The sequence below is a fragment of the Roseospira goensis genome (genome assembly GCF_014197795.1).
Taxonomy (GTDB): Bacteria; Pseudomonadota; Alphaproteobacteria; order Rhodospirillales; family Rhodospirillaceae; genus Rhodospira; species Rhodospira goensis.
The window spans coordinates 1-13,503 of the sequence record NZ_JACIGI010000016.1; the positions used below are offsets into that span (position 1 = coordinate 1).

Annotated in this window: 8 protein-coding genes; 5 read left to right on the forward strand and 3 right to left on the reverse strand. The window is 70.8% G+C overall.

The annotated features are described in order from the left end of the window. Nucleotides 1–463 precede the first annotated feature (463 nt). Nucleotides 464–3,145, forward strand: coding sequence for a DEAD/DEAH box helicase (locus GGD88_RS10490; RefSeq protein ID WP_184435226.1), 2,682 nt, complete (start codon nucleotides 464–466; stop codon nucleotides 3,143–3,145). A 168-nt stretch (nucleotides 3,146–3,313) separates the two neighbouring features. On the opposite strand, the gene GGD88_RS10495 is transcribed toward GGD88_RS10490, so the two are convergent. Continuing rightward, on the reverse strand, nucleotides 3,314–3,577 hold the full coding sequence (locus GGD88_RS10495; protein ID WP_184435228.1) for a hypothetical protein: 264 nt from the start codon (nucleotides 3,575–3,577) through the stop codon (nucleotides 3,314–3,316). A 167-nt stretch (nucleotides 3,578–3,744) separates the two neighbouring features. Between GGD88_RS10495 and GGD88_RS10500 the strand changes: the two genes are divergently transcribed. From GGD88_RS10500 to GGD88_RS10510, 3 genes are all read left to right on the forward strand, one after another. Next, on the forward strand, nucleotides 3,745–4,020 hold the full coding sequence (locus GGD88_RS10500; protein WP_184435230.1) for a hypothetical protein: 276 nt from the start codon (nucleotides 3,745–3,747) through the stop codon (nucleotides 4,018–4,020). A 33-nt stretch (nucleotides 4,021–4,053) separates the two neighbouring features. Further along, nucleotides 4,054–6,015, forward strand: coding sequence for a cyclic nucleotide-binding domain-containing protein (locus GGD88_RS10505; protein ID WP_184435232.1), 1,962 nt, complete (start codon nucleotides 4,054–4,056; stop codon nucleotides 6,013–6,015). Between the two features lie 355 nt (nucleotides 6,016–6,370). Then, on the forward strand, nucleotides 6,371–6,841 hold the full coding sequence (locus tag GGD88_RS10510) for a cold-shock protein (RefSeq protein WP_184435352.1): 471 nt from the start codon (nucleotides 6,371–6,373) through the stop codon (nucleotides 6,839–6,841). Nucleotides 6,842–7,115: 274 nt separating this feature from the next. On the opposite strand, the gene GGD88_RS10515 is transcribed toward GGD88_RS10510, so the two are convergent. After that, on the reverse strand, nucleotides 7,116–8,531 hold the full coding sequence (locus tag GGD88_RS10515) for an FAD-linked oxidase C-terminal domain-containing protein (protein ID WP_184435234.1): 1,416 nt from the start codon (nucleotides 8,529–8,531) through the stop codon (nucleotides 7,116–7,118). A 629-nt stretch (nucleotides 8,532–9,160) separates the two neighbouring features. Between GGD88_RS10515 and GGD88_RS10520 the strand changes: the two genes are divergently transcribed. After that, nucleotides 9,161–11,116 (forward strand): methyl-accepting chemotaxis protein, encoded by a 1,956-nt coding sequence (locus GGD88_RS10520; protein ID WP_184435236.1) that lies wholly within the window; start codon nucleotides 9,161–9,163, stop codon nucleotides 11,114–11,116. 114 nt (nucleotides 11,117–11,230) lie between these two features. Here GGD88_RS10520 and GGD88_RS10525 read toward each other — a convergent pair whose 3' ends face one another. Next, a complete protein-coding gene (locus GGD88_RS10525; RefSeq protein ID WP_184435238.1) occupies nucleotides 11,231–13,441 on the reverse strand; it encodes a YgiQ family radical SAM protein in 2,211 nt (736 codons plus the stop codon). Nucleotides 13,442–13,503 lie beyond the last annotated feature (62 nt).

Genomic DNA, 13,503 nt, shown 5'->3' on the forward strand with positions numbered 1-13,503 from the left:
ATCGCGCCTTGAACGGCCTGACCCCGCTCGCGTACCTTCAAAACGCTCTCAAGGAGCCTTCTCCAGAGTCTCAGGCAGCCTGAACCCATACACGGGTACGGCGCGTCATTGACACGCCGAAGGCGGGGTCTATGATGCGCGAGGCTTGGGATGCGCCCGTGCGGCGGCGTCTTGCCGCCGACGGCGCTCGCGCCGGCCCGGATCCGCCATCGGTGGCGGCCAGGCGTGGCACGTCCGTGCGGGCTCGGCCGCGCCCTCGCGGGCCGCACCGCGCGGTGGGCCGCATCCGGATTCCGCGTGCCGACCGACCATAGCGTTCGCGCGTCCCGACCGGGAGGGGCGCCCGCCGGAAAAGGGCCGGGCGGGCCCCAAGACGGGCACAGCGCCGCGTCGCCGGGAGACGACGGCGCGCCCCTGACGCCCGCTCTCCCGTTCCCTGATCCCGAGGACCGATTTAACCACCATGAAGTTCGCCGATCTCGGCCTTTCGCCGGAGACCCTCAAGGCCATCGAAGAGGTGGGCTACGAAACGCCCACCCCGATCCAGGAAAAGGCCATCCCGCACGTTCTGATGGGCCGCGACGTCCTGGGCATCGCGCAGACCGGCACCGGCAAGACCGCCGGGTTCACCCTGCCCATGATCGAGATCCTGGCCAATGGCCGGGCCAAGGCGCGCATGCCGCGCTCGCTGATCCTCGCGCCCACGCGCGAGTTGGCGACCCAGGTCGCCGAGAACTTCACCATGTACGGCAAGTACCACAAGCTGGACATGGCGTTGCTGATCGGCGGCGAGAGCATGGGCGATCAGATGCGGGCGCTCGACAAGGGCGTGGACGTTCTGATCGCGACCCCCGGTCGCCTGCTGGACCTGTTCGAACGCGGCAAGGTGCTGCTGCGCGACGTCAAGGTGCTGGTCATCGACGAGGCCGACCGCATGCTCGACATGGGGTTCATCCCCGACGTCGAGCGCATCGTCGGTCTGCTGCCGCCGCTGCGCCAGACGCTGTTCTTCTCGGCCACGATGGACAAGGCGATCCGCAAGCTCGCGGACGCCTTCCTGTCGAACCCGCGCGAGATCTCCATTGAGCGCCGCGCCACCGCCGCCGAGACGGTCAGCCAGCACCTCGCCATGGTGCCGCGCATCGACAAGCGCGAGGCCCTGCGCCACATCCTGCGCTCCGAGGGGGTGCGCAACGCCTTCATCTTCTGCAACCGCAAGCGTGACGTCGACGTGCTGAACCGGTCGCTGCGCAAGCACGGCTTCAACACCGTGGCGCTGCATGGCGACATGGACCAGCCGACCCGCAACGAGATGCTGCGCCGCTTCAAGGACAACGAGGCCGACCTGCTGGTCTGCTCCGACGTCGCCGCGCGCGGGCTGGACATCGACAACGTCTCGCACGTCATCAACTTCGACATCCCCACGCACTCCGAGGACTACGTGCACCGCATCGGGCGCACCGGCCGCGCCGGCCGCGAGGGTCAGGCGTTCAGCCTGGCGACGCCCGACGATGCGAAGTACGTGGCCGGCATCGAGAGCCTGCTGGGGCGGACCATTCCGCGCCTGACGCTGGAGGGACTGGACAGCGTCGAGGGCGAGGGCGGCGAGACCGGCGAGGCGGCGGGCGCCGAGCGCGGGACCGCGCGCGACCGCACAGCCCGCAAGCGACGCGGCGGTCGGACGCGCGGCGACCGCCCCGACGTGGCGGCCGAGGCGGCGCCCGAGCGGTCTACCCCCGAGCGGTCTACCCCCGAGCGGCCCACAAACGGGCGCGGTGGCGACGAGCGCCCGGCCCGGCCGACGCGTGGCAAACGGGGCGGCCGGCGCCGCGACGATGACCGCACCGGCGTCCAGGCCATGGCTCACGCCGACGACGTGCTGGCGTTCGGCGACCACATGCCGGCGTTCTTCGCCAACGACAGCCTGGTGCCGATGGGGGCGCCGATGCCGGCGTCCGCCGACGTCGGCGACGACGACGAGGCCGAAGACGAGGCCGACAACGCCGAGCGCGCGAGCCCCGCGACCAAGCGCGGTAAGGCCCGAACCAAGGACCGGACCACCAAGGACCGGACCACCAAGGACCGGTCCAAGGACCGCGCCAAGGAGCGGGCGGCCCCGACCGCGCGCCGAGGCGAGCGCAAGCGCCATGGCCGGCGCGGCGAGGCAGCCGCCGAGGCGCCGGGCGACAGCGCGGGTGAGGCCGTGGCGCCGGCCCCTGAGGCCCCGATCTCCGAAGCACCGGCCCCCGAGGCTCCGGTGTCCGAGGCCCCGGTGTCCGAGGCCCCGGTGTCCGAGGGCGCGGGCGACGCCGCCGCCGACGCCCCGCGCGACTCGGGGGCGGCGAGCCCGGAGGCCGCCGCGTCCGAAGAGCAGGCCGCGCCGCCGCGCAAGCGCCGGGCCACGCGCCGCCGCAAGCCGGCCGCGACGGACGAGACAGGATCGGCGGAGACCGCCCCCGAGCCTGCACCCGAGGTCGCATCGGGGACCGAATCGGGGGCCGCATCGGAGTCCGCATCGGAGGCCGCCGCCCCGACGGCGGACGCCGGGTCGGAGGCCACGCCGGCCGAGGCGGCTGTCACGGCGGAGACGCCGGCGAAGCCCAAGCGGACCCGCCGGACGACGAAAAAGACGGCCAAGGCTCCCAAGACGGCCGAGGCGGCGGGTGAGGAGACCGGTGCCGAGGCCACCGATGCGACCGAGACCGACGCGGCGGCCGAGCCCAAGCCCAAGCCGAAGCGGACCCGGCGGACCACGAAGAAGGCGGCCAGCGCCGCCGAGGCGGTGGAGGCAGAGGCCGAGGCGGGCACGGCTGCGCCGGGGGCGGACGGTGACGGCGCGGAGCCGGCGGCGCCGGCGAAGCCGAAGCGGACCCGGCGCAAGACCGCCAAGGCGGCGGACGAGGCCGGGGACCCCGAGGCGGCGAGCGAGGCGCCCAAGCCCAAGGCGCGCCGCACCCGGAGCCGCAAGACGACGACCAAGGAGGCCGACAGCAGCGACTCCGAGTCCGGCGGCGCGGCTGAGGCGGGCGAACCCGCCGGAAGCGGGTCTGCGGAGGGCGCGGGGCGCGCGGACGACGGTGGCGCCGATGATGGCGGCCCGGTCGACGCCGCCGCCCACCCGGCGGATCACGCCGCCGACGTCTAGGGCGGATCGCACGGCATTGGACCCACGCTTGGATCCCGATGCCGTGCGTGGATCTGCCTTCGGGCGGCGCGGACGGGTCCCGGGACCTCCCGGCGACTCATCGTGCCGGAAGCCGCCGTCCCGGGCCCGGCACGGTCGGATCCGGTCGGGTGGCGTCGGTCCGGCGGCTCAGTCCAGCTTGACCTCGCCGTGGCGGAACGGGATCCAATCCATGTATTCCGGCCGGAACTGGAGCCCGTAGGGCGATTTCAGGAACACCTTGGACAGGGGCTGCCCCCCCTCGGCCTTGGTGCGCTCCACGTCGACCAGCGGCGAGTTGGCGAACACCGGCTCCCAGTAGGCATCCGGTTCCAGGTCCTGGCCGGCCTGTTCCTTGTGCTTCATCGCGGTGTCGATGAGGCCCCAGGCTTCTTCCACCTGCTCGTAACTCATGCGCTTGCCTCCGTGCTCTCGCGTTGGCGGGCGGGTGCGGACGCGACGGTGCCGCGGTATCGGACCGTCGGGCCGCGTCGTCTTTAGACTTTCCGGCCGTCCTGGTAAAGATACGGTGTCCGATCCCGCCAGCCCCTTCCGTTCCAAGCCCCGAGGGAGTCCCGCCCGTGACCGACGGCCGCGAGATGTATCAGGAAATCAATGCTTTGTTGGGCAACCTCGCCACCGCCCTGGCGCTGCCGCCGGAGACGGTGGCCGAGCTGCTGGAACAGGGCGCGCTGACGCTGGAGATGGGGAAAGATGCGGCCGGCAACCATTTCGTGCTGGCGACCCATGGCGACGGCGACGACCAGCGCGTCGCCCGCGTCTACAAGGACAGCATCCACCATCTCGGGGCGCCGCCGCCGGACGGGACGACCGGCGCCTCGGGGATCGGGCGCTGAGCCGGCGCGTCGCGTGACGCCCGGAACCCCGCCATGGCCACCATGAAACCCACGATCCGCCATTTCGATGACGGCGACGTCGTCTTCCGCGAGGGCGAGCCGAGCACGACCGCCTATGTGGTCGCGGCCGGCGAAGTCGCCCTTTACAAGGAATCCGAGCGCGGCCTGGTTCATCTCGCCACGCTGGGCAAGGGCGAGTTGCTGGGCGAGATGGGGGCGGTCGACAACGATCCGCGCGGGGCCACCGCGGTGGCGCGGGGCGAGGTCACGCTGCATGCCTTCAGCCGCAAGGCGTTCGTGCGCAAGCTGGCCGAGGACCCGGACCTGACCCTGCGACTGCTGGTGCGGCTGTCGCGCCGGCTGCGCAACGCCAACGACCGCATCGCCCGGCTGGAGCCGACGGTGGACGTTGCCCTCGAACCGGGCGCCGACGAGGCGGCGCCCGCGGCCCAGGGGCCGGCCCCGCCGGCCGGGTCGACGGCGCTGGTGCCCGTGGGCGGCGGCGGCGGGGGCGGGCGCTCCGAGGGCCTGCTGGCGCGACTCATCGGTGCGCTGCGCGGCGGCAACGGCCCGAAGGGCGCCGACGCGGCCCTGGCCGGGGTCGCGCGGGTGCGGCAACCGGTCCTGCTGGTGGCCGGGTTTCCGGGCAGCGGCGGCGACGAACAGCGGGTGCGGGTGCTGGAGGCGGTGGAACACCTGCCCAACACGCGCGTGCGCCGGCTGGACAAGGCGGTGCCGTACTCGGGCGAACTGGATCCGTACACGGCCCTCGCCGGCGCCGTGACGGCGGCGCGCCCGGCGTTGCGCGAGGCCGGCGCCGACCTGCTGCTGTGGGGCGGCCCCGACGCCGCCGGCCGCCTGGTCGAGATACGCTTTCTCACCCCCTGGACCAGCAAGGAGGTCGAGCGCGTCGGCATGATGTCGCCCCAGAACGCGCTCTACCTGCCGCTGGACTTCGACGAGAGTTGGCACGTGCTGGTGCAGGCGGTGACGCTGTCGGCGATGGAGCCGCGCACGGAGGCCCAGGGCAAGGCGCTGGTGGACACCCTGCCACCGCTGGCCGAGCAGGCCGGTGCCCTGCTGTCCGAGCTGCCCTACGGCCTGAGCGGCCTGGAGACCGCCCACATCGTGGCCTGCTACGGCAATGTGCTGGCGGTGGTGGGCGCGTGGGCCAATGAGCCGGCGTGGCTGGAGCACGCCGCGGCGGCGTTCGAGGAGGCGATTCGCCATCTGCCGCGCGACGCCGATGCCGAATGGGGCGTGTTCCACCGCTCGCTCGGTCTGGTGCAACAGGCGCTGGTGGAGCGCGGCGCGGGCGGCATCGGGCCGCGCCAGGCCGCCGATGCCTTCAAGGCGGCGCTGGAGAGCTTTCACCGCGACCTGTATCCGTACGACTGGGCGGGCCTGAAGCATCGCCTGGGTCTGCTGGCCTACCGCGTGCACATGGCCGAGGGCGACCCGGCCGCGCTGCGCGACTCCATCACCGCCTTCCAGGCCGCCTTGCAGGTATTCAGCCCGGCCGAGACCCCCGACCGCTGGGGCGAACTGATGCACGATCTGGCGCAGGTGCTCCAGGTCTACGGCGGCCAGGAACGCAAGCCGGAGATCCTGAGCCGCGCGGTCGAGGCGGCCACCGCCGCGCTCCAGGTGCGCACCCAGGACCGCACGCCGCTGCTGTGGGCGGCGACTCAGAATAACCTTGGATCTGCTCTGTTCCTGCTGTTCCGCGTGGGGCGCGATCTCGGCGCCCTGCACAGCGCGCGCGAGGCGTTCCATCAGTCCGCCAGCACTTACGAGCTGCACGGGGCCAAGCGTCAGGCCGATATCGTCACCCGGAACCTGAGCCGGGTGGAAAACCTCATCGACCGTCAGGGCGGACGGAGCGCGGTGGAGCCCGAACGGCCCGAGCGCGGCCGCCGGCCGGCCGCGACCGGCGAGGGCGCCGAGACCGGCGAGGACCCGGAAAGCCTGCCCCTCGACGGCGGACTGCCATAGCGCGGATCGCGATCAGTGTCTGCGTCGCGATCGGCCATAAGCGGAGCGGACGGCGCCGGAGTCGCCGGGGACACCGGTCCGGGAGGCGCCAGGCCCCGGGGGCGGATCGGGGCCGCGCCCGACGGTGAGCCAGGCGACGAAGCGCGAGGGTTTCCGATCCTTGTTCTGGTTCAACGCTTTGGCGTTAAGCGAGCGGATAGCCCGGCAACCGGGCGGGCCGGGCACGGCCGCTCACCCGAGGGCGGGACCCGGAAATTTGGCGCCACGGTGCGAAGATGAATTGGCGGCGGAGCCATTTTCGGGTATCCCTGGAACCGTTTTGGGCTATCCACCTTACGAAGGTTTCTCCTCCGCTATGCAGTCTCGGTCTTCGGCCACGGTGAAGTGGTTCAACGCCACCAAGGGCTTCGGCTTCGTCGCTCTTTCGGATGGCACTCCCGACGCGTTTCTTCACATTTCCGTGCTCCAGCGGGCAGGCTATCGGGACGTTCCCGAGGGCGCGACGATCGTCTGTGACCTGTCCATGGGGCAGAAAGGCCCGCAGGTCGCGTTCATTCACGAGGTCGACGTTCCGGAAGGCGCTCAGGCAGCGGGCGGCGTCGGCGATCCCGGCGGCGAGGAGGAGATTGACGGCATCGTCAAGTTCTTCAGCGCCGACAAGGGATTCGGCTTCGTGACGCCGGACAGCGGCGGCAAGGACGTGTATGTCGGCAGCCGGGCGCTGGAGTATTCCGGCCTGACGACGCTCGACGCTGGCCAGCGCGTGCGCATGATGTGCCGCATGGGCAAGAAGGGGCCGATGGCTGGACGCGTCGAACTGATCTAGTCGGGGGTCGAGAGACCGGGCGGCGATCCGCGGCGTGGCGGTGGCGCGCCGGCGGCGCCGGTCCTGGAAGCGTCCGCTGGGCGCACCGTCTGGTGTCAGGACTGGATACGATGACCGGGCGTCGCGGGAGACCGCGGCGCCCGGTTGCGTTTGGCGGGTTCCCCTTGCACGGGTTGCGCAGGTCTCTCCTCACCGGCCGTGCGGCGCCCACGCGGGAGCGTGGGCGCGAGAGGGCGTGTTGTCTCGGCCCCACGCTCCGGCGCGGCCCCGCGCCCTACAGCCGGATGATCTTGCCCGGGTTCATGATGTCGTCCGGATCCAGCGCCCGCTTGATGGCCCGCATCAGGGCGAGGCCCTCGGGGCCGTGCTCCGCCTCCAGAAACGCCATCTTGCCGCTGCCGACGCCGTGCTCGCCCGTGCACGTGCCTTCCATCGCCAGCGCCCGTGCGACGATGCGGTCGTTGAGCGCCTTGGCCTCGGCGATCTCTTCCGGGCTGTCGGGGTCGAACACGAACAGCACATGAAAATTGCCGTCGCCCACGTGGCCGACGATGGTCGTGACGACGCGGGAGGCCGCGCAGTCGGTCTCGGTCTGCTCGATGCAGTCGGCGAGGCGTGAGATCGGCACGCAGACGTCGGAGGAGAAGCCCTTGCCACCCGGCTTCAGGGCCAGACCGGCGTAATAGGCATTGTGGCGCGCCTGCCAGAGCCGGTTGCGTGCTTCCAGCGTCTCCGCCCAGGCGAAGCCCTGCCCGCCGTGCTCAGCCGCAATGGCCTCGACCGTTTCCACCTGCTCGCGGGCGGCGGACTCGCTGCCGTGGAACTCCAGGAACAGGGTCGGCGCCACCGCGTAGTCGGTGCCCGAATAGGCGTTCACGGCGCGCATCTGGTTGGGGTCGAGCAGTTCGATGCGGGCGATCGGGACACCCATCTGGATGGTCTGGATCACGGTATCCACCGCCCCCTTCAGGCTCGGGAACGGGCAGACGGCCGACAGGATGCACTCCGGGATGCCATGCAGGCGCAGGGTCACCTCGGTGATCACCCCCAGCGTGCCCTCGCTGCCGACGAACAGCCGGGTGAGGTCGTAGCCGGCGGCGGACTTGCGGGCGCGCCGGGCGGTCTTGACCACGCGACCGTCGGCCGTGACCACGGTCAGCGCCAGCACCGCCTCGCGCATGGTGCCGTAGCGCACCGCGTTGGTGCCGGAGGCCCGGGTCGCCGCCATGCCGCCCAGGGAGGCGTCCGCCCCCGGGTCGATCGGGAAGAACAGACCGGTATCGCGCAGGTGCTCGTTGAGCTGCTTGCGGGTCACGCCGGCCTGGACGGTGCAGTCCATGTCCTCCGGCCGCACCGCCAGGATGGCGTTCATGCGCGAGACGTCGATGCACACGCCGCCGCGCAACGCCGCCACATGCCCCTCCAGCGAGGTCCCGGTGCCGAAGGGAATGACCGGCACCCGTTGGGCGGCGCAGGCGCGGACGATCTCGGCCACCTCTTCCGAGCTCTCCGCAAAGGCCACGGCGTCCGGCGGGACCGGGGCGTGATAGCTCTCGTCGCGGCCGTGCTGCTCGCGCACCGCGGCGGCGGTGGACAGACGCTCGCCCAGCAGCGGGCGCAGGCGTTCGAGCACGGCGGCGACGGCGTCGGACGGGGCGGCGGCCGCGGCGGCCGTCTGGGGGGCGGTCATGGGCGGTCGGTCCTTATGGGCGGATGACACAGGGTTGAACCCCGAGTCTGTTGTGCCGGGGCGGATCGGGCAAGGGTCTGTCTCGGGGGCCGGCTCAGGGGCACCCCGGGCCGCCGGGTCGCGCGGTCGGCGGGAGCGGGTCGCGCCGGCGGTGACCGCCCGACAGCCAAGGACAAGGGGAAAAAAGGGAAAAAAGTGGCGCAAAAGGAATGAAAGGGGTGGGCACGAGAGCTATATCAATCGTTAGCCGTTGAGCGATAAGCCCGTTTTGGTGAAAAATCTCTACCCAGGGCAGATCGTGATCAATCTGACTCACGACTTGGTTCGGATTGATCGCGTGACTCCGCGCTAAAGGTCTGAATCGCAGCCGATTATCGCGACAGACCGAAACCGCGCCGCGAGTCCGGTTTGTCGCGATCGGCTGTAGGGGCTGGTTCGGTCCGGCGGTCCTGGCCGCTCCCGGTGGCGGTGGCCCGGAGTCCGCGGAGGCCGAGGGACGAACATTTGGGACCTTTTTGAGGTTGGAGGCAAACATGTCCATCAGTCAAAAGATGTTCCTGCCGATCGGGCTTCTTATCCTCATATTTGTGGTGGCGTCCATTGCTCTTCAGCTTCTTGGGTCTCGCATCATGTCCCAGGCCGAGACCGTGCGGACGGTCGAGGTGCCGCGGGCGTCCCTGGCCATGGCCATGGCCGGCAAGCTGCGCGACATGAACTCCGATGCCCTGACGTATCTCCTGGGAAGCGCCTCGGCGGTCGAGTCCTTTCGCCAGAACTATGATGAATTCAATACCTTTCTGTCGCAGTTGATGGATGTTTCCGTTGACCAGGAGGATGTCATATATCTGGAGGAACAGGTGCTCCGGTTCCGGCAGCAGGTATTCGACCGAATCTTTGCAACCTACAACCCGGACGACGAAACCGAGGCCCGGGCGGAAAGCGCCCGTCTGCTGGAGACCGTTGGCGTTCCGCTGGAACGCATCCTGGACGAGGTGGCTCTGAGCGAAAGTCAGGAGGCTGGCCTGTCCCGGGACGTTGATGAAATCCTTAACGATAATATTCCTGGTCTTCAGTATTCTCTTGAGCTCGTTGACGAAGCCGAAGACATGATGTCGGACCTGACGGCCTATCTCGGCGGCGACTCGGGGGCGGCCCAGACCTTCGAACAGGATGCCGACTCGTTCTCCGAATTCCTGGGTCTGTTGCGCCAGCTGGAAACGTCGCCGGACGAGGTGGCGACCCTGGACCGTGTCGCCGACCTGTATCAGGACCTCCTGACCGGCGGACGGTCCATCTTCGCACTGTTCGATCCGGCCGCGAAGGCGGCTGCCATCACGGCCAGTGCGGAACTGAAGCGCGGGCTGTTCTCGGAGCTGGAGGCCCGGCTGGACGCGCTCACCGAGGCTGCCATCGCAGAGGAAGAGGCCGCGCTGCACGATCTTCAGGCCAGTGCCACCCTGTCCTCGAACGTGGTCTGGAGCGTGCTGGTCCTGGCCGTGCTGGTCGGGGCGGCTGTGCTGCTGTTGGTCCACCGCACCGTCGCGCGGCCGCTGACCGCGATCAGCGCGGCGATCGAGCGGCTGGCCGGCGGCGATACCGCCGTGGAGATCCCCTGCACCGGGCGCCGGGACGAGCTGGGCCACGTGGCCGGCGCCGTGCTCGTCTTCAAGACCAACCTGACCCGCACCGCCGAGTTGAGCCGCCAGGCCGAGGAGGAGCAGCGCCAGCGCACCGCCCGCATCGAGCGGCGCGGCGATCTGGTCGCCGCGTTCGATACCCGGGTGCGCGCCGAGTTGCGGACGGTCGGCGAATCGGTGGAGGAGATGCAGGAGACGGCGCGGGCGCTGTCCGAGATCGCCAAGGCCACGAGCGCGCAGGCCACCACGGTGGCCTCGGCGGCCGAGCAGGCCTCGGCCAACGTGCAGACCATCGCGTCCGCCTCGGAAGAACTGGGCGGGTCGATCCAGGAGATCACCCGTCAGGTCGACGCCCAGTCCAACAAGGCCCAGCAGGCGGCGGCCAGCACGACCCGAAACCGGGAGCGGGTGCAGGGGCTTTCGAGCCGGGTCCAGAGCATCGGCGAGGTCATGGACCTGATCACGTCGATCGCGCAGCAAACCAACCTGCTGGCCCTCAACGCCACCATCGAGGCGGCGCGGGCCGGCGACGCCGGCAAGGGCTTCGCGGTGGTGGCCAACGAGGTCAAGGCGCTCGCCACCCAGACCGCGAAGGCCACCGAGGACATCGGTGAGCACATCCGCACGGTTCAGGAGCAGACCCGGGCCACCGTCGAGGAGATTGAAGGGGTGGCGCGCGAGATCGCCGAACTGGCCGACATCTCCGCCGGCATTGCCGCCGCGGTTGAGGAACAGAACGCCGCGACCCAGGAGATCGGCCGCAATGCCACGCAGGCGGCGCAGGGCACGCAGGAGGTCTCGGGCGAGATCACCGCGGTCAACACCGCGGCGGCCGATACCGGGGCGGCGGCGGGGCAGGTGACCACGCTGACCGAAACGCTGTCCGAGCGATCCCGTTCGTTGAACACGCTGGTCGCGCGGTTCCTGGAAGAGATGCAGGCGACTTGATGGCGCCGGTTACAGCCGATTGCGACAAACCGGACTCGCGGCACGATTTCGGGTTGTCGCGATAATCGGCTGTAAAATCAATAATGTAGAGCCGATTCACGTTCGAAATCGGCTCTATCCGGGGCGTCCCGTCCGGCGCCGCCCCTTGCCCGCGTGCGTGGTCACGAAGGTCTGGGCGCCGTGCTTGCGCCCGGTCCGCCGACCCTCGCCGCCGGCGCGGCCGGTGCCGGCGGGCTGGTGCGCGGGCACCAGGTGGCGCTTGCCGGGGCCGATCAGGTCGGCGCGGCCCAGGCGCTTGAGCGCCTCGCGCAGCAGCGGCCAGTTCTCCGGATCGTGGTAGCGCAGGAACGCCTTGTGCAGCCGTCGTTGGCGCAGGCCCTTGGCGGTCGCCACGGCCTCGCCGCCCACGCGGCGCACCGGGCGCAGCGGGTTGCGCTCCGAATGGTACATGGCCGTCGCCAGTGACATCGGCGAGGGCAGGAAGGCCTGCACCTGGTCGGCGCGGAAGCCGTTCCGCTTCAGCCACAGCGCCAGGTTCATCATGTCCTCGTCCGTGGTGCCCGGATGGGCGGCGATGAAGTAGGGGATCAGGTACTGTTCCTTGCCGGCCGCCTTCGAGTACTGCGTGAACAGCTGCCTGAAGCGATCGTAGGTGCCGATCCCCGGCTTCATCATCTTCGACAGAGGTCCCGGCTCGGTGTGCTCGGGCGCGATCTTCAGGTAGCCGCCCACGTGGTGGGTGACCAGTTCCTTGACGTAGGCCGGGGAGCGCACGGCCAGGTCGTAGCGCAGGCCCGAGGCGATGGTGATCTTCTTTACCCCCGGCACGGCGCGGGCGGCGCGGTAGAGCGCGATCAGGGCCGAGTGGTCGGTGTCCAGGTTCTTGCAGATGCTGGGATAGACGCAGGACAGCCGCCGGCAGATGCGCTCGATGTCCGCATTCTTGCAGGCCAGGCGGTACATGTTGGCGGTCGGCCCGCCCAGGTCGGAGATCACGCCGGTGAAACCGGCCGTTGTGTCGCGGACCCGCTCGATCTCGCGCAGGATCGAGCCCTGCGAGCGGCTCTGGATGCGCCGGCCCTCGTGCTCGGTGATCGAGCAGAAGGTGCAGCCGCCGAAGCAGCCGCGCATGATGGTGATCGAGAACCGGATCATGTCCCAGGCCGGGATGCGGGCGTCGCCGCAGGCCGGGTGCGGGGCGCGCGCGAACGGCAGGTCGTAGACCGCGTCCATCTCCGCCGTGCTCAGCGGCCAGGGCGGCGGGTTGAGCCACACCGCCTTGTCGCCGTGGCGCTGCACCAGCGGGCGGGCATTGCCCGGGTTGCTCTCCAGGTGAACGACGCGCGAGGCGTGGGCATACAGCACCGGGTCGGCCTTCACGGCCTCGTAGGCTGGCAGGCGCACGACCTCGCCCCGGTTGGCCGGCGCGGCCGGGGGGGCGGCGCCGGCGGCCGGTTCGGGCGGGGTCTCGGGTGTGGCCCCGTCGGTCGTGCCGCCGTCCTGGCACAGGCCGGCCGGGCGGCCGTCGCGCGCGCCGGTGTCGGCGTAGGGGTTGGCGGGGGCCTCGACCGGCCCCGGGGTATCGACGGTGCTGGAGTCGATGACCGTCCAGCCCTCCGGCACCGCGTCCCGCACCAGGGCGGTGCCGCGGATGCCGGTCATGGTGCGGGGGTGCTCGCCCCGGGCCGCGCGGTGGGCGATCTCGACGATGGCGCGCTCGCCGTTGCCGAACACGAGCAGGTCGGCGCGCGCATCCAGCAGCACCGAGCGGCGCACGGTGTCACTCCAGTAGTCGTAATGGGCGACCCGGCGCAAGCTGGCCTCGATGCCGCCCAGGACGATGGGCACGTCCCTGAACGCCTCGCGCACACGCTGGGCATAGACCGTGGCGGCGCGGTCGGGGCGCCGGCCGCCCTCGTCCCCCGGGGTGTAGCTGTCGTTGTGGCGCCGCCGCCGGTCCGCGGTGTAGCGGTTGACCATGGAATCCATGTTGCCGGCGGTGATGCCGACGAACAGGGCCGGGCGGCCGAGGGCCTTGAACGGTTCGGCGCTGGTCCAGTCGGGTTGCGCCAGGATGGCGACGCGGAAGCCCTGGGCCTCCAGCAGGCGGCCGACGATGGCCATGCCGAAGCTGGGGTGGTCCACGTAGGCGTCGCCGGTCACCAGCAGGACGTCGCAGGCGTCCCAGCCCAGCGCGTCCATCTCGGCCCGGCTCATGGGCAGAAATGGCGCGGTGCCGAAGCGGTGCGCCCAGTGCTTGCGGTACGAGAACAGCGGGCGCGGGGTGTCGGTCGGCAGGGTGGCGGGTGTGGGCACGGCGGTCATGGAACGGGCCTTCCGGACAGGCGGTTGCGCCCCGCACCATACGCCCGTCCGGCCGGCCCGCG